Origin of the sequence: Citrobacter sp. RHBSTW-00524 (assembly GCF_013747755.1) — a bacterium.
Classification (GTDB): Bacteria; Pseudomonadota; Gammaproteobacteria; order Enterobacterales; family Enterobacteriaceae; genus Citrobacter; species Citrobacter braakii.
The window spans coordinates 220,146-240,992 of the sequence record NZ_CP056421.1 but is presented as its reverse complement, the minus strand read 5'-3'; the positions used below and the strand labels follow the sequence as shown (position 1 = coordinate 240,992).

The following is a 20,847-nucleotide window of genomic DNA, read 5'->3' as shown; positions in this document are numbered from 1 at the left end:
ATTGAATACTAACACCTGGATTCAATATGTCTATTCGGTTGTAGTTGATATGTGATTGCCAGAAATTGTGCCCAGCAATCCATTCACCGGACACCTATTTGTGCTTAAAAGGCCTGCTGGTAAAGCCACAACGCATCGCCTTCAGTAAGCGTCACGGGATTGTTATCCAGCAAACGAGTCTGCTGCATAGCATCGTGGGCCAACAACGTCAGGCCGGTTTCAGGAACATCTACGTCACGCAGTCTGTTTGGCGCGCCGGTTGCCGCAATAATATTCACCATCGCGGCAATAAACGACTGGGCATCGTTTTCAACGTTGCCGGTCACCTGCGCCCCGATGACGGCAGCCAGTTCGCCATAAAGTGGAGCCGCTGCTGACGCGTTAAACTGCAGCACCGGAACCAACATCAGTGCATTCGACAATCCATGTGGAATATGGTGCCGGGCGCCCAGGGGATAAGCCAACGCATGCACTGCTGCCACCGGTGAATTGGCGAAAGCCTGGCCTGCCAGCATCGCGCCCAGCAGAACATTTTCTCGCGCTTCACGGTTGTTCCCGTCACGACATGCGGCCACCAGATGGCAACTGATTAAACGTAACGCCTCGCGTGCTAATGCATCCGAGAGCGGGTTCTTTTTATGTTTGCTGGTATAGGCTTCTATCGCATGCACCATCGCATCTATCCCGGCAGCAGCGGTGTGTACCGTCGGTAACCCCAGCGTCAGCTGCGCATCCAGTAGCACCAAATCGCCATACAGCTGCGGGGAGACAATGCCCATTTTGCTGTCATCATTAGTCGTTAAAATGGAAATATTGGTAACTTCAGACCCCGTACCTGCCGTGGTGGGAATATTTACCAGCGGCAAGCGTTGACCGATAACCTTGCCAATCCCGTAAAGTTCCTGCAGGTCTTGTTCTGAGTTGATTAATACGGCCACCAACTTCGCGACATCCAGCGAGGAGCCACCGCCCAGGCCAATAACCATGTCGCAGTTGCCGTCACGCGCTACCTGTAGGGCTTCGCGAACGAGGCGTTCATGCGGATCGGGTTGCACCCGATCATAAACCGTCACCTTAAACCCTGCGTCTTGCAGGCTATGGAGTACGGGCGGTAAAACCCCTGCTTTGACCAGTCCGGAGTCGGTTACCAGCAATACGCGACGCGCGCTAAACCGCGGCGAAAGGATCTCTCCTAATCGCGCCGCTCCCGCCCATTCGACGATGATTTCCGCTACCGTCGTAAACGTAAAATCTTTCATAACATGGTTCATTGATGTATTCCTTGTGGTAAGAAAGACAGCTTTTACCTATGTGGTTCATCGGGAGGAATGTGAAAGCTTTTCACCTCTTTACGCTCCAGCAGCGGGGTGATTATCCCAACGCCAATGCGTTGAAAATGTTCCGTTTGTCGGTGAAGTTCAAGACCTTCCGCACAACGATAAGTCTCAACAATCACAAAACGATTGCCGTCTTCCGTGGAACGGAAAAACTCATAGGTGATATTTTCAGGTTCTTTACGTGTCGCCTCCGCCAGCATTCTAAGCGCATCGTTGACCTTGTCGCCCATCGCCGGTTGGGCAAAATAATGCGCAACAACAAACAACTGCGTGTTTTCCATTTTTGGCTCCCGGTGGTTTAACGTAGAAGAGTCACATCCCATAACGCACTGTCGCTGCTTGAGACGGCTATCGCGCCGTGCAACAGGGCCGTCTGAGCATGTTCCTCATTGCAGACAAACCCGGACGCAACAATCGGTGGCAACACATTACGATCGGCCTGCGAGAGCAACGGCAGCATCTGCGCGGGCATCAGTTGCACATAATCAGGTTCGCTTTGCTCCACCGCTTTCAGGCTGCGTAGCCAGGTGGAACGGTCGGTGACGAAGATTTTCTGCATGGTGACCAGCCCGCATTTTTTCGCACGCTGTACAGTTTGCAAACGTGTGGAGAGCAACCCCATCGCCCCTGTTTCAGCCACATAATCGATGCCGCCTTTATCCTGAGACAGTCCGTTACAGCTGTCGATATTCACGATGACGTACTTTCCCGCCTTCGACAGCAGTTCGATCACCGGCTGGAGCTTGATCAGATCGATATTGGCAATAATGCAGACTTCAGCTTTGCTGGACAGCGCGGTTTTCAGTTGCTCAATGCCGTAAATCGCCATGATTATGGGATGGCGTGCCAGAAGCACGCCAAGGTTTTTTATCATGATTGACCTGCCTGATGTGATTGGAGCTCCGCGCTTAAACCCAGTTTTCCCGGGTTAAGGATATTCTGCGGATCCAGCGCTTTTTTAATATCCGCCAGAACCGAAAGCGATTCACCTAAAGAAGCCTGCATATAGGGGGAACGAAGCAGACCGACGCCATGGTGATGGCTAAGGGAGGCATTGTGTTTAATCAGCACCGCATTTGCCGCGTCCCATGCCGCACGATACCACGCCCCACGTTGCTCAACAGCCACATCGCCACGCAGCGAGAAGTAAAGGCATGCGCCGTCGACATAGGCGTGGGACTGGTGCGCTGAACCGGCCAGCGTCCCCGGCACGGCGTTAATCGCAGCCACTACGTCATCATATACCGCGCTGAGATCGCGCCAGCGCCCCACCATTTCCAGCGTGTCCGCCACCAGACCGGGGCTTTTCTTAAAGCCTTCGGCGCTTTTACCCGTCAGATACCGGGTATCCAGCCAGCGCTCAAAAATCGCCTCACCGTCAAGTTCCTTTCCACTACGCTGACAAACACGCTTACTGATAGCCAGCACCGCGTCTACCATCTCTGGCTCTCCCTCGTCCGCAATCAGCAGGACATTGGTCTCTGGCAAAGCAAACTGTACCCCGCTTTCCAGGTTATCGTACAAACGAAGTGCCGCCGGATTGGCACCATGTTGTAAGATTTCGCGACATGCCTCCAGCCCACTGGCAAAACTGGAAAAACCCCAGGCGATGGCACGGCCATAATCTGGCAGGCGATGAAGCTTCAAACGCACGCGCACAATCACGCCCAGCGTGCCTTCCGAACCAATAAACATTTGCTGTAAATCCGGCCCGATAGCACTGCGTGCATAACCGCCAACGGTGATTAAGCGCCCATCGGCAAGCACCACATCCATTCCAAAAACCATATCTTCAATTTTGCCGTAGCGGGTAGAAAGCTGTCCCGCACCACGACAGGCTACCCAACCGCCCACGGTACTGATACCAAACGATGACGGCCAGTGGCCCATAGTCATACCGTGCTCTTTTTGGATGATTTGTTCGAAAACATCGCCAAACATGCCGGCTTCTACCTCAACAATCTGGCTTTGTGGATCAAAGTCAATGAATTTGTTGAGTTCGCAAACGTCGAGCACGATCCCGCCACGTAGCGGCAATGCGGCTCCGGTAACGTTACTGCGCCCGGCAGAAACCGTGACTGGAATAGCGGATTCACTGGCAAGACGCATCACGTCCTGAATTTGTTCTACGGTGGAAACTCGCACAATCACCCCTTTTGAGGTGGCGGGTACGCCCTGGGTTTCCGCAATCATCGAACCGGCCCACCAGTCGCGGGTCCAGGTAATCACATCGGACTCCGACATCAGCACTTCATCGGCAATGACCCGCAGCCGGTCAAACGTCGCTTCGCTTATCGCAACGGGATCAACCTGCATTCCTTTCGCGCCACCGCTGCTGGTGATATCCGTTGCCCATGCGGGGCAAGTATGTGCGCCAACAGTATAATTTCCACGGTTGTAACCACGTTTAATCGCTTCTTTACTGATCATTCGGATGTCCCCATAAGCATTGATTTTTCATGTTTAATTGCGACCTGATAGCTGGCGACCTGTTTAGCCACGTGGTCAGGATGTAATTGGAGTTCTTGTTGTAGAATCTCCCCAACGCGTTCAGCGGCAGCGGCTGAGGCGTCGCGTGCCATCAGCCGTGCACGAATTCGGCGCGACAGCACATCGTCAACGGTGCTGGCGAGCTCATGGCGCACGGCATACACTACTTCCGCTTCGGTATAGGGAAGCCCTGCGACAATAGGTTTCATCAGCGAAGGTGCGGTCTGAATAATGTCACTGACAAAATGGGCTTCGGTGCCATAGCGTTCGCCCAGATGCGCAGATAGACCACCAGAGGCCAGAATGGCCTGCGGGTCATAGCCAGCTGCGCCCAGCAAATATGCAGTTTTCGTTGAGCAGGCCTTTTTACGGCCCAGTATTTTGCTGGCTGCGTCGATGGTTTCTTCCGCCATATGACGTGATGTCGTTAGCTTACCGCCGACGATGGTTATCAGCCCGTCCGCTGAAACCCGAATCTCATGGTTACGCTTCATCTCAACGGTCTTTCCACCCGCCATCCCCACCAGAGGACGGCAACCGGCGATACTTCCCACTACATCTTCCGGGCGCAGATCCGTTTTCAGCGCCGAGTTTGCCCCTTCCAGCAGAAAGTCCAGCTCAGAGCGATTACAGTGAACATCATTCAGATCGCCCTGATAGTCCTCATCCGTAGTGCCCAGATAGGAAACGTTGCCCCAGCGCGTAATGGTCGCGCGCCGACTTCGTCCGGCAACCGGGATGGTCACCGTGCAATCATTGCGAATTTTCATCCATGGGATCGCGACGTGAACCCCCTTCGCCGGACGAATATTCAGTGGGGATACCTCCCCTTTTTTCAGTCCATTCCAGTCACGCAGCCAGACGCCCGTCGCCATAATGACAACCCGCGCTTTGACCCGAATTTCTCGGGTATCGGCATACACAATGGCCCCATTGACTTTGCCGTGCAGGTCACGTGTGATTTCAATGACTTCGGCATGGTTCGTCACCGTCGCCCCATGAAACGCTGCCGTGCGCACCAGGGCCAGCGTCAATCTGGCATCATCAACGCGGGCATCGAAATACATAAAACCGCCGGAGAGTTGCTCTTCTTTCAGCGTTGGGCAGTGCGACAGTACTTCCGCTGGAGTCAATTTTTGGTGAAGGATTCCTTCCCGCCATCCACCTGCGAGATCGTAGGTCCAGAGCAGACTTTCAAATGCCGAAGACATGCGCTTATCGAACACGCCATTCTTATCGAGAACAGGAAATAAAAAGGGAAGCCGCTGCACCAGATGACGAGCATTCCGGCGCATGCGCTGGCGCTCTAGCAAAGAGTGGCGCACCAGCCCCAGGTTCCCCTGCTCGATATAACGCAGACCGCCGTGCACCATTTTTGATGACTTGGATGATGTCCCCGAGGCGAAATCACTTTTCTCAATCAGCGCGACCCGATAGCCACGCAGGCTGGCATCCAGCGCCGCATAAGCACCCGTCACGCCGCCGCCTACAATCAGAATGTCGTAGGTTTCGCTTTCCAGTCGGTCCAGTTGCTCAGGTCGCTGCAGACGCAGCGGCTCTGCGCCGTACATTTCACTGCGTGTTTTGTTGGGCTTTCGCGAAGGGAAAAACTTCATGAGTGGGTATGCTCCTGATTGGCTGAAGTGAGGCTGCTGGCGGTATCCATTTCGAGCGCAATACGCATCTCCCAGCGGTTTATTTTTTGTTCGCGAAGGACATGATTGATTTTGGGTTCAAACAGACGCGCTGTTTTCAGCGTGGCGCAGGCCTCGGGCAACGAGTTCCACAGCAGCCCATCGGCTCCTGCCAGAAACGCCGCACCGCGTAAGCTAGCCCGTGCTGTTTCTGTCATCCGCCGAACGGGGATCCCGCTAATATCAGCCTGAATTTGCAATAACGTATCGCTATTGGACAACCCGCCCCCGACCATCAGTTCTTGTGTGGGAATACCGGTTGCCGCTTCATTCGCGCGAATACAGGCTGCGACTGAATGCGCAATACCTTCCAGAATGGCGTAAGCCACCTGCGGGCGCGTGGTCGAGATTGAAATACCGTTAAGGGAAGCGCGGGCCTGTGGTTGCAAATGAGGTACACGCAGTCCCGTCAATGCAGGAATAAAACTCACGCCGCCAGAATCAGTGGCCTGCGCGGCCAGTTCGCTAATTTGTTCGGGTGAGTCAAACCAGCGCAGCTTTTCGCACACCCAGTTCAGGGCCGAACCAGTAGTCGGAACGAATGTTTCTACAGAGAAGTGTGAACGTCCTTTTTGGCGGCGCGCCGTCATCGTGAGCGTGCTTTCACAGCTCTTTTTCAGTGTCGGCACCGTCGGCCCCATCATTAAATCGACGAAGCTGCCGGTCCCATGCATACAAAAAGCCTGCCCGCGTTCAGTGCAGCCAAGCCCGATAGCCCCCGCAAACTGATCTCCGGCACAGGCCCGGATCGGGACGCTAATACCGAGGATATCTTCACGCGTGGTGCCAAAGTCATCGGCATCATCATGTAATTCAGGCAGCAATGACGTCGGGAAATTCAAAGTCTGCAGCCAAGGCAGATGATACTGATGCTCGTTGAGGCAATACGCCCCGGCAGAGGTGGCATTAGTGGGGGTTGTGACACATTTTTTTTCTTGCGCCAGATGCCAGAGCAACCAGCTGTCAACGGTGCCAAACACCAGCGTTCCAGCCCGGTACGCTTTGTTCACTGCCGGTGTATTGGCGATATGGTATGACGCCCAAAGGTAAGGAGAGCGTATCCCAACCGGCCGACCAATAAGCGGTAGCAGCTTTTCATCCCATTCAGGGGCAAGTTGCGCCAGTTCATCCGTAAAACGTGCATCCTGCCAAACCATCGCTGGTACCAGCGCCTTGCCAGTGCCTACATCCCAGAGCACCGCCGTTGAACGTTGCGTAGCAATTGCCAGCGCCACAATGCGCATCTTGCTACGCTGCGCGTTGGCAATCGCTGTGCGACATACCGCAATGGTGGCTTGTAATATTTCATCAGCATCTTGTTCGACGACGCCATGACGCTGGCTGCTGACCTGAAGCGGCTGGTATTCAAGGCAGTAGACTTGGCTATTTCGCGCCACCACTGCTGCGCGCGTACCGGATGTCCCTTCGTCTATCGCCAGAATGACATCTTCATACTCAATCATTTAGTGCTCCTGTTTGACTCCGGGGCCATCGACTCTGGATAAGGCGAATGTGATGGTGCGAACTGAGGGGCGCCAGGCTCGTTATCCGGCTGGATGGTAGTGCGAGTGGGATCCCACGGGATCGCAAAACAGACGATGCTCGCAAATAGCGGAACGGCGGACATGATCAGAAAAGTCGTTTGCAGGCCGTACAAATCGCGGAAAACGGGAAAAATAAACAACCCAAGCGCTGCACCGATTGCGCCAAGCGCCCCCACCACACCGTTGGCACCCGCCCGCAGTTCACTGCGAAAAGAGAGTGATGAAAGGCTTTTCCCGTTTGCGCCAGGCCCGCCAGAGTGGCAAAGAATAAACAGCGCGGGGACCAGCAAAGAGGCCCACAGCGGCATACTGTCGCTGAACAATCCCAACGTGAGCAGTACGAGAAAAGCCACGGCGAAACCGATCGCCGACGAACGGCGCAGGCCCAGGCTGCGACCTATTACGGGCGACAGGAAGCCCCCTACGATACCAAAAATGTTAAAAAATAATGAACAAATGGTTGCATATACAAAGTTTTTACCGAACATCGCGGCGCTAATAACCGGCAAATACCAGCCGACACCAAAATATTGTATTGACTGGCAAATCTGAACCGTAGAAGCCAGAATCGTGCGCGGTAAATAAACGCCACGAAATATTAAAAGTACATTTTTCACACCTTTTTCCGCTTGCCCAATGACAGGTTTTTGCTCTGCTTTTGGTGCCAGAATAAAATCATCACCGTATATTTTATTCATAGCAGCCACGGCTTCAGGAAGACGTGACTTTCTCGCCAGCCATACCGGACTTTCAACTAAATAACGAAACTGGAAAAAGAGGACAATCAGTCCGCATAACGCCGTCACAGCAATAGAATAACGCCAGATAGCATCCCCAACATCCCAGGAATAAAACATCAACGCCAATACCAGATTTAAACAAACTGCGACATACCAGACCCCTTGCCAGGTGTTTAAACGGCTTTTTAGTTTCACTGGGGTGAACTCCGCCAGCATCGCCATGGCCACGGCAAAATCCATCCCGTAAGAGACGCCAACAAAGAAGCGACCTATGATAATGGTGCTGAAACTGGAGGACGACATCACCAGCAACGCACCAATCACCGCCATTATTTTGGCAATAATCAGCGGCGGAACTCGACCCCAGCGATCGGCGATCCAGCCGCCAATGGGGTTAAATAATATGGCAACCCACGATGAAAATGAGGTCAGCAACGCAACTTCGGTCGCGCTCAAATTTAAATTACGGGTCATTGGATTTAATCCAGCGCTGAGAGCTGAATTTGAAAAAGCGTCAAGAAATAGGCCACCTAGCGCTAACCACCAAATAACACCGGCTCTGCCATTTATTTTTCTGTGAGAGTCGATGCAATTAATAACATCATCAACGCCACGGATTTTTATCGGATTTGAGAATGAGCATGCGGACATGGCTTTCCCCTTCATAATATTCGGAAGAAGGTCGCCATTAGCTAAAAAAATGCAATAAGAGACCATCTTAATTTCACAGATAGTCTCTTATCTAAAATCTGTATTTTTCCACTCTAGAAGGTAACGGAAAGCGTGTCAAAGCGACTTTTTAGACTGGCTTTAATTTTGTGATATGTAGCACAATTGTTAACAACACATTACATAGAAAAAGCTTCACGGCGGCATTTGCCGCTCATGCCAGCATGTCTCTTTACTGTGGCAGGACGTTCTATCTGCGCGAACGCCAGACGTAGGTTGAACATACGTAGATTTCTCGACCCATCATTAATGCAAAGCCCGCAATTAATAGACGCTGAAGGTACGATTAGTTTTACCTCAAATTAGCAGAATACAAATAAAATCATTTAAATTCATTTAATTACGATTAAAACTCTTCTCTTATCATTATTTACCAAGTTAATTTTTCGTTATGTTGATCACATTCACATCAAAATGGTAGTGATCTTAAAATAGGTTTTAAATATTGTGGTCAGGCCGCTAGACCACAATAAGAGGATATATCATGAAAAGAAAAACAATGGGATGGCTTATCGTTTTTCTTCTATTTATAGTTTACATGCTTAACTATATGGATCGTTCAGCATTGTCGATTACCGCTCCACTCATTGAAAAGGAATTAGGATTCAATGCCGCTGAAATGGGTATGATTTTCAGCGCATTTTTTGTTGGCTACGCACTTTTTAACTTTATCGGTGGCTGGGCCAGCGACAAGTTTGGCCCCAAAACTGTATTTCTGGTCGCCGCATTACTTTGGTCAGTATTTTGTGGAATGACCAGTTTAGTTACCGGCTTATGGACCATGCTGGCCGTGCGCGTATTATTCGGCATGGCCGAAGGACCGGTCAGTGCGGCTGGAAATAAAATCATCAATAACTGGATTTCTCGCAAAGAATCTGCCACTGCGATTGGTATTTTTAGCGCAGGTTCGCCGTTAGGTGGTGCAATTTCTGGTCCAGTAGTTGGCCTGCTGGCACTTTCATTAGGCTGGCGTCCGGCTTTCGGGATTATTTTTCTGTTTGGTTTAGCCTGGGTTATTCTCTGGTACTTCATTGCCAGTGATAAACCCTCCAAAAGTAAACAACTTGCCCCGGAAGAGCGTGTCGATTTTGAAAACCATGACGACATTATTTTAGCGGATGACGGTAAAGCTATGCCTTCTCTTGGCTACTACATGAAACAGCCAATGGTGTGGGCAACGACGCTGGCCTTCTTTAGCTATAACTACATACTCTTTTTCTTCCTGACCTGGTTTCCAAGCTACCTGAATCACTCATTACATCTTGATATTAAAGAAATTAGTATTGCAACCGTGATCCCATGGGTGATTGGCGCAATCGGCATGGTGTTGGGTGGCGTATGCTCTGACTTTATCTATCGCGTTACAGGAAATGCCCTGCTTTCTCGACGCCTTATTCTCGGCGTGTGTCTGGCTGGGGCGGCGATTTGCGTTGGCGTTTCAGGCACGGTAACCACCATCGGCAGCGCCGTTGGTCTTATGTCAGTCTCGCTGTTCCTGCTTTATCTGACCGGGCCAATTTATTGGGCGGTTATTCAGGATGTGGTGCATAAAGATAAAGTTGGTAGCGTTGGTGGGGCCATGCATGGGCTGGCGAATATCTCCGGGATTATTGGCCCACTGGTCACCGGATTCATCGTTCAGTTCAGCGGTAAATATGATTACGCATTCTATCTGGCTGGTGCTATTGCGATTGTTTCCAGCTGCCTGGTATTCGTATTTGTCAAAAATAAAGGATTAAAAGAAAATGAAAATCAAAGCTGTTTACATCAATAAACCTGGTGAAATTGAAACCCGCTGGGTTGATTACCCTGAAAAGAAAGATAACGAAGTTCTAATAAAAGTCGATGCAGCCGGAATCTGTGGTTCTGATATTGGTGCATTTCGTGGGACTAACCCGTTAGTAACCTACCCACGTATTATTGGACACGAAATTACTGGTATTGTAATTAAAGAAGGCAATGGTATGCCGGCCAATATTAAAGAAGGAGATCGTGTAATTGTCGACCCTTATATCTATTGTGGTCACTGTTACCCCTGCTCGGTAGGCAGAACAAATTGTTGTGAAAATCTAAAAGTAATTGGCGTGCATATTGATGGCGCAATGCAGGAGGTAGTTGCTCACCCCGCGCATTTGATTCACAAAATCCCTGATGACGTTGCCTCCGAGATGGCACCGCTGGCGGAACCGCTGACCATTGCGCTGCATGCGCTACATCGGGCCAAACTCACCGCAGGGGAGCACATCGCCATCATAGGCGCGGGTGCGATAGGTCTGATGGCGGCACTGAGCGCATTACGCTATGGCGCGACGCCTATTCTGATCGATATCGTGGAAGAGAGACTCCAGTATGCCAAATCACTGGGCGTCCCGTACGTTATCAATCCGTCAAATACACAGGTTGTTGACGCGATCAAAGACATTACGCAGGGAACGATGGCCCAAGTCGTGGTAGAAGCCTCTGGCGCCAACAGCGCGATTCGCGAAACGCTGGATATGGCCTCTTTTGCTGGTCGTATTGCTTTCACTGGCTGGCCAAAACAGGAAACATCATTACCCACCAACCTGATCACGTTTAAGGAACTGGATCTTCGCGGATCCCGCACCAGCGCAGGTGAGTTTGAAGAAGCACTACAGATGCTGGCAACGCTAAACATCAATCCTGCAGATGTTGTTAGCAAAGTGGTGAGTATTGATGAGGTTCCTGCCGCCGTGAAAGAACTCGATCAATATCCGGAACGCTATCTGAAGATCAATGCGACCTTTCATTAATTTTCGCAGGAGATAAAACAATGGAACAAACCTGGCGTTGGTATGGCCCGAACGATCCCGTGTCGTTGTCCGATGTTCGTCAAGCCGGAGCCACCGGCATAGTGACAGCGCTTCATCATATTCCTAACGGCGAAGTCTGGTCCGTAGAAGAAATTCTTAAGCGCAAAGAGATCGTAGAGAAAGCTGGTCTGGTCTGGTCGGTTGTGGAAAGCGTGCCGATTCATGAAGACATCAAGACCCACACAGGGCAGTACGATTTATGGATTAGAAATTATCAGCAGACGCTGCGTAATCTTGCCCAGTGCGGCATCTATACCGTGTGCTACAACTTCATGCCGGTTCTGGACTGGACCCGAACAGACCTGGAATATGAGTTGCCCGATGGCTCAAAAGCCCTGCGCTTTGACCAAATTGAGTTTGCCGCCTTTGAGTTGCATATTCTCAAACGTCCAGGGGCTGAGGCGGATTACACCACGGAAGAGGTAGCTCAGGCGAGTAAGCGCTTCGCCACCATGAGCGAAGAGGACAAAGCGCGACTGACACGAAATATTATTGCAGGTCTGCCTGGTGCTGAAGAAGGTTATACGCTGGACCAATTCCGTAACCACCTGGCGACTTATAAAAATATAGACAAAGCGGCCCTGCGCGAGCACTTTGCCTTTTTCCTGCGGGCTATCATCCCGGTTGCAGAAGAGGTTGGCGTACGTATGGCCGTTCACCCGGACGATCCACCACGCCCAATTCTTGGTCTGCCGCGTATTGTCTCCACCGTTGAAGATATGCAGTGGATGGTGGAAACCGTCAACAATATGGCGAATGGCTTCACAATGTGTACTGGCTCTTATGGCGTGCGTGCAGACAACGATCTGGTTGATATGATTAAACAGTTCGGTCCGAGGATTTACTTTACGCATCTACGTTCTACGCAACGAGAAGATAATCCCAAGACTTTCCATGAAGCGGCGCATCTTTCCGGCGATGTCGATATGTACAACGTGGTGAAAGCGATAGTCGAAGAAGAACAGCGGCGTAAAGATGAAGGTAACGCCGTATTGATCCCCATGCGACCAGACCATGGCCATCAGATGCTTGATGATCTGAAAAAGAAAACCAACCCAGGTTATTCCGCTATTGGCCGTCTGAAAGGTCTGGCTGAAGTACGTGGTGTTGAGCTGGCTATCCGACGTGCCTTCTTCAGTCAGTAATATTGTTACCGCATGGTGTCCCCACCATGCGGTTTTTACATTCAGTCAGGACCGGTCTTTGATAGCGCATCATCAAAGAAGATCATCAATGACAGGAGGTTGTCATGGAACAAAATCTCGCCAGCGCTCAGATTTCCACCCCACGCCCGCGTTGGGATCGCTCACGCCTGGTTTCACGCATAGTACATCTTGGCTGCGGGGCCTTTCACCGCGCCCATCAGGCGCTTTATACCCATCATCTGCTGGAAAGCAGCGACAGCGACTGGGGTATCTGTGAGGTCAACCTGATGCCCGGAAACGATGCAACACTGATTCAAAACCTGCGGGCGCAGGATCTGCTTTACACTGTTGCCGAGCGTGGAGCACAAAGTACAGAACTTAAAATCATTGGCTCGATGAACGAAGCACTGCATCCAGAATTTGACGGCAGTAATGCAATTATCCGCGCAATGGCGCGCCCAGAAACTGCCATTGTTTCACTGACAATTACCGAGAAAGGTTATTGTACTGACCCCGCCAGCGGCGTGCTGGATCTGAATCACCCGTTTATCCAGCATGACGTTGCAAATCCACAGTCACCAAAATCGGCGATTGGCTATATTGTCGAAGCTCTGGCATTGCGTCGCGAACAGGGATTAAAGGCCTTTACCGTATTGTCTTGCGACAACGTACGAGAAAACGGTCATGTCGCGAAAGCCGCTGTCCTGGGGCTGGCAACAACACGCGACCCGCGACTGGCCGAATGGATAGCGGCACATGTAACGTTTCCTTGTACGATGGTGGATCGCATTGTTCCGGCAGCAACGGATGAGACCTTAGCGCACATCGCCGGGCAGCTTGGCGTTTACGATCCCTGTGCCATTGCCTGCGAGCCGTTCCGCCAGTGGGTTATCGAAGATGACTTTGTTAATGGTCGTCCGGACTGGGATCGGGTTGGCGCACAGTTTGTGCAAGATGTGGTGCCGTTTGAAATGATGAAGCTGCGCATGCTTAACGGCAGTCACTCTTTCCTCGCATATCTTGGCTATCTTGGCGGTTATGAAACCATTGCCGATACAATGGCTAATCCGGCATATCGCGATGCTGCGCTGGCGTTGATGCTTGATGAACAAAGCCCGACGCTGTCAATGCCTGAAGGTACAGACCTTGCGGGTTATGCGGAATTGCTGATCGCACGCTTTACTAATCCATCACTGAAGCACCGAACCTGGCAAATCGCAATGGACGGCAGCCAGAAATTACCTCAGCGTTTGCTGGATCCCATTCGGCTACATCTTGCACAAGGAGACAATTACCGTCACCTGGCTTTGGGAGTTGCAGGCTGGATGCGCTACGTCAGTGGTATAGATGAAAAAGGCGATTCATTCGAAGTGGTCGACCCTATGGCGGCACAGTTTCGGGCTATTTATCAAAAATATAAATCATCAGGGGAGCGTATCCGGGCACTACTGGCAATCGACACCATTTTTGGGCAGGATCTACGCGATAACACCGACTTTATTGAGCATGTAACCGCTGCCTGTCAGCAATTGCACAGCATAGGCGCACGTGCAGCGGTAGCTGGTCTGAGTCATTAACGCTTTTTTTAAAGACCCACGATCTGCCTGACATAAGCCAGATGTTCCAGCGATTTTTGATAAGCACCGTCAGCATCAGCCTGGCGAATTGCATCCACAATTGCTTTATGTTGCTTATTCATGCTGGTTAACACATCCCGATTGCCGGAGCGTTCATCCAGTCCGGCATACGGGATGTTGACACGTTGCTCCCACAACATACGCGACATATCGAGCAAGACGCGGTTCTGACTGGCTTCAGATACCGTTAAATGGAATTGCTTATCGAGAGAGTAAAAGCCATGAACATTATTTTCACTAATGGCTTTTTCCATGCTGAGGTGCAGTAGTTCAAGCTGGCTAATAAGCTCATCTTTGCCTGCTTCTGCAGCGAGACGCGCGCAATGGCTGTCAACCAACTCACGCGAGTAGAGTATTTCTTCAACTGTATAATCGCTGGCAGAATGCTTTTTATCAGCAACAATTACACCATTACCGGATTGGATGGTGATCCATCCTGAGATCTCAAGCACAATCAATGCTTCTCTGAGCGATGCCCGGCTCACGCCAAGTTGCTTCGCCAGTTCACGTTCAGGAGGCAAGAAGCTTCCCGGTGGAAAAATACTGTCGTTGATGAGCTTAATGATGAGATTGGCTATCTTTTGATAGAGCCGCTCCTGTTTTACCTCAGGAATAACCATGTGCATTCCGTTCCCTTCTGTGTACGATTTTTAACTGATTTATCATATCATTCCCGGAGTTAAGAAACGCATGCCTGAGTCAGTTCCTTGTATCAGAGGTAAACAATTTTAATCACCAGAGACCAAATCCTGCGCGCATGCCCAGGCGCTCGACCACGCCCACTGGAAGTTATAGCCGCCCAGCCAGCCGGTGACGTCCATGACTTCGCCGATAAAGTAGAGTCCCGGTACTTTGCGCGCTTCCATCGTGCGCGATGACAGCTCGTTGGTATCGACGCCGCCCAACGTGACTTCAGCGGTACGATACCCTTCCGTACCGTTCGGCTGCACCCGCCACTCGGTCAGCGTCTCAACCAGCGTTTGCTGATCGCGCACATTAAGCTGCTTCAGCGAGACATCCGGGATTTGCCCTAACTGCTGTAAGCATTCCACCAGACGCTTTGGCAACTGCATTGCCAGGGTGTTCTTTAAGCTTTGATTAGGGTGTGCGCTACGTTGGTCATCGAGGAAGCTCGCGAGGTCAACATCCGGCAACAAATTAATGCTGACAAATTCACCTGGCTGCCAAAAACTGGAAATTTGCAGCACGGCCGGACCAGAAAGCCCGCGGTGCGTAAAGAGCAGATTTTCACGAAATACGGTGCCGTCCTCGGCGGTGATAACGGAAGAAACGGATACGCCAGAGAGCACCTGAAGCTGCTCCAGTAGCGGCTTATGTAAGGTGAAAGGCACCAGCCCTGCGCGCGTAGGCAAAACGTTCAGGCCGAACTGTTCCGCAATTTTATAACCAAACGGCGTCGCGCCCAGACCCGGCATAGAGAGACCACCGGAGGCAATAACCAGCTTTTTCGTGCCGACACTCATCCCATTCAATTCCAGGATAAAATCGTCACCATCTCGCTCAACGCTCAGGATTTCGCTACGTAACCGCATAGTTACGTTACCTTTTTCACACTCATCCACCAGCATATCGACAATTTGCTGGGCGGAATCATCGCAGAAAAGCTGGCCTAGCGTTTTTTCATGCCAGGCAATACCGTGCTTACCCACCAGATCGATAAAATCCCACTGTGTATAACGCGCCAGCGCCGATTTGCAAAAATGCGGGTTTTGACTCAAATACGCAGCCGGCTCGACATAAAGGTTGGTAAAGTTGCAGCGGCCCCCGCCAGACATGAGAATCTTGCGCCCGGGCTTTTTACCATTATCAATTAGCAGTACGCGACTACCTGCTTGTCCTGCCTGCGCGGCACAAAACATACCCGCTGCGCCAGCGCCTATAATAACGGTATCAAACCTTTCCACGTTGCGATCCTCTCTAAAAAGCGGGAGTGAATTGTAAAGATTCCTCAGTGGTCGCACCAGCACCAAACTACCGATAAAGGGTATTTATCTGAAATATATAGGATAATTCTTTAGTGGTGTGAAACAAAGCAGGAGACAAATCAAAAAAACTCTATATTTCACTTTGCCCGCGCCGCCAAAGTCACTGATAATGCGCCGCGTTCATGTCCTCAAAATGGCGTAACGTCCTATGCTACATTTGTTTGCTGGCCTGGATTTACATACCGGGCTTTTACTATTGCTTGCTCTGGCTTTCGTGCTGTTCTACGAAGCAATTAATGGCTTCCATGATACAGCCAATGCTGTCGCAACTGTGATCTATACCCGTGCAATGCGTTCGCAATTGGCGGTGGTCATGGCTGCGGTGTTCAACTTCTTTGGTGTTTTGCTGGGCGGTCTCAGCGTGGCGTATGCCATCGTGCATATGTTACCAACGGATCTGCTGCTTAATATGGGATCGTCACATGGCCTCGCCATGGTGTTCTCCATGTTGCTGGCGGCAATTATCTGGAACCTGGGTACCTGGTACTTTGGTCTGCCTGCATCCAGCTCCCACACGCTGATTGGCGCCATTATCGGTATTGGTTTAACCAATGCGCTGATGAACGGCACCTCGGTGGTGGATGCACTTAACATCCCGAAAGTTATCGGTATTTTTGCCTCGCTTATCATCTCACCTATTGTCGGTCTGGTGGTTGCAGGTGGTCTTATTTTCATTCTGCGTCGCTACTGGAGCGGTACGAAAAAACGTGCCCGTATCCACCTGACGCCGGCAGAACGTGAAAAGAAAGACGGAAAGAAAAAGCCGCCGTTCTGGACGCGTATTGCACTGATCCTCTCCGCTATCGGCGTGGCGTTCTCCCACGGCGCGAACGATGGTCAGAAAGGCATTGGTCTGGTGATGCTAGTGCTGATTGGCGTAGCGCCAGCAGGTTTCGTGGTGAATATGAATGCTTCCGGTTACGAAATTACCCGTACCCGCGATGCAATCAATAACGTCGAAGTCTTCTTCCAGCAGCGCCCTGACCTGCTTAAACAGGCCACAGGCGTAGACCAGCTGATTCCGTCCCCGACGGACGCGGCACCAGCGACGCCGACCGAGTTCCATTGCCACCCGGCGAATACCATCAACGCGCTGGAACGTGCGAAAGGTATGCTGGCGAATCTGGAAACCTACGACAAGTTAAGCGTCGAACAGCGTGGTCAGTTGCGCCGTATTATGCTGTGCATCTCTGATACCACCGATAAAGTGGTTAAGCTGCCTGGCGTAAGCGCTGACGATCAGCGTCTGCTGAAGAAACTGAAATCTGACATGCTGAGCACCATTGAGTACGCGCCTATCTGGATCATTATGGCCGTCGCACTGGCGCTGGGTATTGGTACGATGATTGGCTGGCGTCGCGTGGCAACCACCATCGGTGAGAAAATCGGTAAGAAAGGCATGACCTATGCCCAGGGGATGTCGGCGCAGATGACCGCCGCAGTCTCTATCGGTCTTGCCAGCTACACCGGTATGCCCGTTTCCACCACACACGTTCTCTCCTCTTCCGTTGCGGGAACGATGGTTGTTGATGGCGGCGGTTTGCAGCGTAAAACGGTGACCAGCATTCTGATGGCCTGGGTCTTCACCCTGCCAGCAGCAATTCTTCTTTCCGGTGGGCTGTACTGGCTCTCCCTGAAGCTTATCTAAGCGAATGCGCGGTAAAAAAGCGGGTCAGGAAACTGGCCCGCTTTTTTTGTATCTGTCGTTGGAATCAGTGCCAGATAATCAGCGCAACCATGCTGATTAGCACCAGGCCGCATAGCGCGCTGGTGAGAATGAACTGACCGCGAACCCGCTCACAGCGGCGAATAAATTCATCATCATGATGATCGCGGTAACGCTGAGCGTAGATATACCACACCAGACGCATCTGCTTGTTCGGTTGCCCATGCGAGGTAAAAAAGCCCCCTCCATCTACATACTGGTAAAGCAATGGATCGCAACCACGAAGTACTACTAGCAGTGCGCGTAGCGAAGAAAAATAGCGCGCCATATTAACAATGCAAACGACACATAAAGCCCAGAACAATGCAATGGTGCTTATCATACCCCCTCCCCGGCGACCCGCCCACGGAACTCCTTTCCGGGACTACCGCTCCCCGATACCCTGCCAAACCATTCAGTGAAGAGTACTGAAGAAACCGTTCGTATTAGTATCACGCATTCGAACGCCCCTCTAGATAGTGTAGGAGATTAGTTAATTTTTTTGCCAGAAGGTTAATCGCTATCAATGCAATTAACTAAAAAATTTGTTTAACTGCTTGGCAAGCAAGGCGGATTGACGGATTATTCTGGTCGCTATAATGTAAGGATAGTCCTTATATGGTACGTTTTTACGACTGGGCTAGCCCCGCGCACAAGGTTCGCAGGACGCGGATGACGCGGCGGCAGAGAAACGCCAGCAGGCTAGTCATCGACAACTTATGGAAGGAGTAACACTATGGCTTATAAACACATTCTTATCGCGGTTGATCTTTCTCCGGAAAGCAAAGTTCTGGTTGAAAAAGCGGTCTCTATGGCGCGGCCTTACAATGCTAAAGTTTCCCTTATCCACGTTGACGTAAACTATTCCGACCTGTACACCGGCCTTATCGACGTGAATCTGGGCGACATGCAGAAACGCATTTCTGAAGAAACCCACCACGCGTTAACCGAGCTGTCCACCAACGCAGGCTACCCTATCACCGAAACCCTGAGCGGTAGCGGCGACCTGGGTCAGGTTCTGGTTGATGCCATCAAAAAATACGACATGGATCTGGTCGTTTGTGGTCACCACCAGGATTTCTGGAGCAAACTGATGTCCTCCGCGCGCCAACTGATCAACACCGTCCACGTCGACATGTTGATTGTTCCGCTGCGTGACGACGAAGAAGCATAAAATGCTTGCCGCCGGGATATAGCCCGGCCTGCTGCAAGTAGTTAAGCCTGTAAACGCCCGCCTGTGCGGGCGTTTTTGTTTTTATCATTCGGACACAATTAGTACATCAATCCAACAAACAAATCATAATTAGTGTGATCAACTAATTGGATCGAAAACCATCTCTATAATACTCTACTCTCGCGGCCAATAGCCGCAGTCTATAACAAAATAAGACTTTTTCGGCGCGTTTAAGCATACGCGTTCATACTTTTCGGGATGGCTTTGAAAGGCGATGGAATATGAATAAAACTGCACCTACGGGCTTGCTGCAGCAACCTCGTCCGTTCTTCATGATCTTCTTTGTAGAATTATGGGAACGATTTGGCTATTACGGCGTTCAGGGCATCCTGGCGGTATTCTTTGTTAAGCAGCTAGGATTTTCACAGGAACAGGCATTTGTCACCTTTGGTGCCTTTGCTGCGCTGGTCTACGGCCTGATCTCGATCGGCGGCTACGTCGGCGACCACCTGTTAGGCACTAAGCGCACGCTGGTTCTCGGTGCCATTGTGCTGGCAATCGGCTACTTCATGACCGGGATGTCGCTGCTCAAGCCCGATCTGATCTTTATTGCTTTGGGTACCATTGCCGTCGGTAACGGGCTGTTTAAAGCCAACCCGGCAAGCCTGTTGTCAAAATGCTATCCACCAAAAGACGCCCGTCTGGACGGTGCTTTCACCCTGTTTTATATGTCGATTAACATCGGTTCGTTGCTGTCGCTGTCGCTGGCGCCGGTGATTGCCGATAAGTTTGGCTACGCGGTGACCTACAACCTGTGCGGGGCCGGGCTTATAGTCGCGCTGCTGGTCTACTTTGCCTGCCGTGGGATGGTAAAAAATATCGGTTCTGAGCCAGACCATAAGCCGCTGAATTTCCGTAATCTACTTTACGTGCTGGCCGGTACGGTAGTGATGGTATTTATCTGCGCCTGGCTGATGCACAACGTGCAGATTGCCAACCTGGTGCTGATCGTCCTGTCGATTGCCGTGACTATCATCTTCTTCCGTCAGGCATTCAAACTGGATAAAACCGGGCGCAACAAGATGTTCGTGGCCTTCATCCTGATGCTGGAAGCGGTTGTGTTCTACGTGCTGTACGCGCAGATGCCGACATCGCTGAACTTCTTTGCTATCAATAACGTGCACCATGAAATTCTCGGTTTCGCCATTAACCCAGTGAGCTTCCAGGCGCTGAACCCGTTCTGGGTGGTGCTGGCAAGTCCGGTACTGGCCGCGATCTATACCCGTCTGGGAAACAAAGGCAAAGACCTGACTATGCCGATGAAATTTACGCTCGGTATGTTCCTGTGCTCGTTGGGCTTCCTGACGGCAGCCGCTGCCGGGATATGGTTTGCGGATGCGCAGGGGCTGACGTCGCCGTGGTTTATCGTGCTGGTATATCTGTTCCAGAGCCTGGGTGAACTGCTGATTAGTGCCCTGGGACTGGCGATGGTCGCCGCTCTCGTGCCGCAGCACCTGATGGGCTTTATTCTCGGGATGTGGTTCCTGACGCAAGCCGCCGCCTTCCTGATGGGCGGGTATGTCGCCACGTTTACTGCCGTACCGGAGAACATCACCGACCCGCTGCAAACGCTGCCTATCTACACCAACGTCTTCAGCAAGATAGGCCTGGTCACCCTGGCTGTCACGGTGGTGATGGCGATTATGGTGCCCTGGCTGAACCGAATGATTAATACGCCAGATAGCAGTAAATAAGCTTTTTTTAACATTAACCGCGAGTCACATCGCGGTTTTTTTTGCCTTTTAAGTCCTGCAT

Annotated in this window: 17 protein-coding genes; 7 read left to right on the top strand and 10 right to left on the bottom strand. The window is 51.3% G+C overall.

What is annotated here, in order from left to right:
- Positions 1-104: 104 nt before the first annotated feature.
- From HV229_RS01090 to HV229_RS01060, 7 genes are read right to left on the bottom strand one after another with little or no spacing between them, the layout of a single operon-like run.
- Complete coding sequence (locus HV229_RS01090; RefSeq protein WP_103766965.1) at positions 105-1,271, bottom strand: iron-containing alcohol dehydrogenase; 1,167 nt, start codon at positions 1,269-1,271, stop codon at positions 105-107.
- A 32-nt stretch (positions 1,272-1,303) separates the two neighbouring features.
- Positions 1,304-1,618: a putative quinol monooxygenase gene (locus tag HV229_RS01085; protein ID WP_080859317.1), complete on the bottom strand. Its 315-nt coding sequence runs from the start codon at positions 1,616-1,618 to the stop codon at positions 1,304-1,306.
- Positions 1,619-1,635: 17 nt separating this feature from the next.
- The gene (locus tag HV229_RS01080) at positions 1,636-2,211 is read right to left on the bottom strand and encodes a glycerol-3-phosphate responsive antiterminator (protein ID WP_080859316.1); all 576 of its coding nucleotides are present in this window, start codon (positions 2,209-2,211) and stop codon (positions 1,636-1,638) included.
- A complete protein-coding gene (locus HV229_RS01075) occupies positions 2,208-3,767 on the bottom strand; it encodes an FAD-binding oxidoreductase (RefSeq protein ID WP_181546720.1) in 1,560 nt (519 codons plus the stop codon). The genes HV229_RS01080 and HV229_RS01075 overlap by 4 nt, the downstream gene beginning before the upstream one ends.
- The gene (locus tag HV229_RS01070; protein ID WP_181546719.1) at positions 3,764-5,443 is read right to left on the bottom strand and encodes a glycerol-3-phosphate dehydrogenase/oxidase; all 1,680 of its coding nucleotides are present in this window, start codon (positions 5,441-5,443) and stop codon (positions 3,764-3,766) included. The genes HV229_RS01075 and HV229_RS01070 overlap by 4 nt, the downstream gene beginning before the upstream one ends.
- On the bottom strand, positions 5,440-6,984 hold the full coding sequence (locus HV229_RS01065; RefSeq protein WP_080859313.1) for an FGGY-family carbohydrate kinase: 1,545 nt from the start codon (positions 6,982-6,984) through the stop codon (positions 5,440-5,442). Before HV229_RS01065 ends, HV229_RS01070 begins: the two co-directional genes overlap by 4 nt.
- Positions 6,981-8,456, bottom strand: a complete 1,476-nt coding sequence (locus HV229_RS01060; RefSeq protein ID WP_103766968.1) for an MFS transporter — start codon at positions 8,454-8,456, stop codon at positions 6,981-6,983. Before HV229_RS01060 ends, HV229_RS01065 begins: the two co-directional genes overlap by 4 nt.
- A gap of 562 nt (positions 8,457-9,018) precedes the next feature.
- Here HV229_RS01060 and HV229_RS01055 point away from each other — a divergent pair.
- The 4 genes from HV229_RS01055 to HV229_RS01040 all read left to right on the top strand — a co-directional run bounded on the left by HV229_RS01055 (position 9,019) and on the right by HV229_RS01040 (position 14,087).
- Positions 9,019-10,308: an MFS transporter gene (locus HV229_RS01055; protein ID WP_080859311.1), complete on the top strand. Its 1,290-nt coding sequence runs from the start codon at positions 9,019-9,021 to the stop codon at positions 10,306-10,308.
- Positions 10,280-11,305 carry an alcohol dehydrogenase catalytic domain-containing protein gene (locus HV229_RS01050; RefSeq protein WP_103766969.1) on the top strand — a complete coding sequence of 342 codons (1,026 nt, stop codon included), beginning with the start codon at positions 10,280-10,282 and terminating at the stop codon, positions 11,303-11,305. Before HV229_RS01055 ends, HV229_RS01050 begins: the two co-directional genes overlap by 29 nt.
- A 20-nt stretch (positions 11,306-11,325) precedes the next feature.
- Positions 11,326-12,510: a mannonate dehydratase gene (uxuA, locus tag HV229_RS01045; RefSeq protein WP_080859309.1), complete on the top strand. Its 1,185-nt coding sequence runs from the start codon at positions 11,326-11,328 to the stop codon at positions 12,508-12,510.
- Positions 12,511-12,614: 104 nt separating this feature from the next.
- Complete coding sequence (locus HV229_RS01040; protein WP_181546717.1) at positions 12,615-14,087, top strand: fructuronate reductase; 1,473 nt, start codon at positions 12,615-12,617, stop codon at positions 14,085-14,087.
- A gap of 8 nt (positions 14,088-14,095) precedes the next feature.
- Here the strand turns inward: HV229_RS01040 and HV229_RS01035 are convergent, their stop codons facing one another.
- Both HV229_RS01035 and HV229_RS01030 read right to left on the bottom strand, forming a co-directional pair.
- Positions 14,096-14,767 carry a FadR/GntR family transcriptional regulator gene (locus tag HV229_RS01035; protein WP_080859347.1) on the bottom strand — a complete coding sequence of 224 codons (672 nt, stop codon included), beginning with the start codon at positions 14,765-14,767 and terminating at the stop codon, positions 14,096-14,098.
- A gap of 108 nt (positions 14,768-14,875) precedes the next feature.
- Positions 14,876-16,072, bottom strand: a complete 1,197-nt coding sequence (locus HV229_RS01030; RefSeq protein ID WP_115190079.1) for an NAD(P)/FAD-dependent oxidoreductase — start codon at positions 16,070-16,072, stop codon at positions 14,876-14,878.
- Positions 16,073-16,301: 229 nt separating this feature from the next.
- On the opposite strand from HV229_RS01030, the gene pitA reads away from it, so the two are divergent.
- Entirely contained in the window at positions 16,302-17,801 is a 1,500-nt protein-coding gene (pitA, locus tag HV229_RS01025; RefSeq protein WP_016154875.1) for an inorganic phosphate transporter PitA, read from the top strand.
- Positions 17,802-17,865: 64 nt separating this feature from the next.
- Here the strand turns inward: pitA and uspB are convergent, their stop codons facing one another.
- Positions 17,866-18,201: a universal stress protein UspB gene (gene uspB, locus HV229_RS01020; RefSeq protein WP_003023371.1), complete on the bottom strand. Its 336-nt coding sequence runs from the start codon at positions 18,199-18,201 to the stop codon at positions 17,866-17,868.
- Positions 18,202-18,594: 393 nt separating this feature from the next.
- Here uspB and uspA point away from each other — a divergent pair, with 393 nt between their 5' ends.
- A complete protein-coding gene (gene uspA, locus HV229_RS01015) occupies positions 18,595-19,032 on the top strand; it encodes a universal stress protein UspA (RefSeq protein WP_003023368.1) in 438 nt (145 codons plus the stop codon).
- Positions 19,033-19,313: 281 nt separating this feature from the next.
- Positions 19,314-20,786, top strand: a complete 1,473-nt coding sequence (dtpB, locus tag HV229_RS01010; RefSeq protein ID WP_181546715.1) for a dipeptide/tripeptide permease DtpB — start codon at positions 19,314-19,316, stop codon at positions 20,784-20,786.
- The last annotated feature ends 61 nt before the right edge of the window (positions 20,787-20,847 follow it).

Excerpts from the sequence above, each read along its gene's own strand:
- HV229_RS01090 (WP_103766965.1), bottom strand. The coding sequence starts at position 1,271 with ATGAACCATGTTATGAAAGATTTTACGTTTACGACGGTAGCGGAAATC.
- HV229_RS01085 (WP_080859317.1), bottom strand. The coding sequence starts at position 1,618 with ATGGAAAACACGCAGTTGTTTGTTGTTGCGCATTATTTTGCCCAACCG.
- HV229_RS01080 (WP_080859316.1), bottom strand. The coding sequence starts at position 2,211 with ATGATAAAAAACCTTGGCGTGCTTCTGGCACGCCATCCCATAATCATG.
- HV229_RS01075 (WP_181546720.1), bottom strand. The coding sequence starts at position 3,767 with ATGATCAGTAAAGAAGCGATTAAACGTGGTTACAACCGTGGAAATTAT.
- HV229_RS01070 (WP_181546719.1), bottom strand. The coding sequence starts at position 5,443 with ATGAAGTTTTTCCCTTCGCGAAAGCCCAACAAAACACGCAGTGAAATG.
- HV229_RS01065 (WP_080859313.1), bottom strand. The coding sequence starts at position 6,984 with ATGATTGAGTATGAAGATGTCATTCTGGCGATAGACGAAGGGACATCC.
- HV229_RS01060 (WP_103766968.1), bottom strand. The coding sequence starts at position 8,456 with ATGTCCGCATGCTCATTCTCAAATCCGATAAAAATCCGTGGCGTTGAT.
- HV229_RS01055 (WP_080859311.1), top strand. The coding sequence starts at position 9,019 with ATGAAAAGAAAAACAATGGGATGGCTTATCGTTTTTCTTCTATTTATA.
- HV229_RS01050 (WP_103766969.1), top strand. The coding sequence starts at position 10,280 with ATGAAAATCAAAGCTGTTTACATCAATAAACCTGGTGAAATTGAAACC.
- uxuA (WP_080859309.1), top strand. The coding sequence starts at position 11,326 with ATGGAACAAACCTGGCGTTGGTATGGCCCGAACGATCCCGTGTCGTTG.
- HV229_RS01040 (WP_181546717.1), top strand. The coding sequence starts at position 12,615 with ATGGAACAAAATCTCGCCAGCGCTCAGATTTCCACCCCACGCCCGCGT.
- HV229_RS01035 (WP_080859347.1), bottom strand. The coding sequence starts at position 14,767 with ATGGTTATTCCTGAGGTAAAACAGGAGCGGCTCTATCAAAAGATAGCC.
- pitA (WP_016154875.1), top strand. The coding sequence starts at position 16,302 with ATGCTACATTTGTTTGCTGGCCTGGATTTACATACCGGGCTTTTACTA.
- uspB (WP_003023371.1), bottom strand. The coding sequence starts at position 18,201 with ATGATAAGCACCATTGCATTGTTCTGGGCTTTATGTGTCGTTTGCATT.
- uspA (WP_003023368.1), top strand. The coding sequence starts at position 18,595 with ATGGCTTATAAACACATTCTTATCGCGGTTGATCTTTCTCCGGAAAGC.
- dtpB (WP_181546715.1), top strand. The coding sequence starts at position 19,314 with ATGAATAAAACTGCACCTACGGGCTTGCTGCAGCAACCTCGTCCGTTC.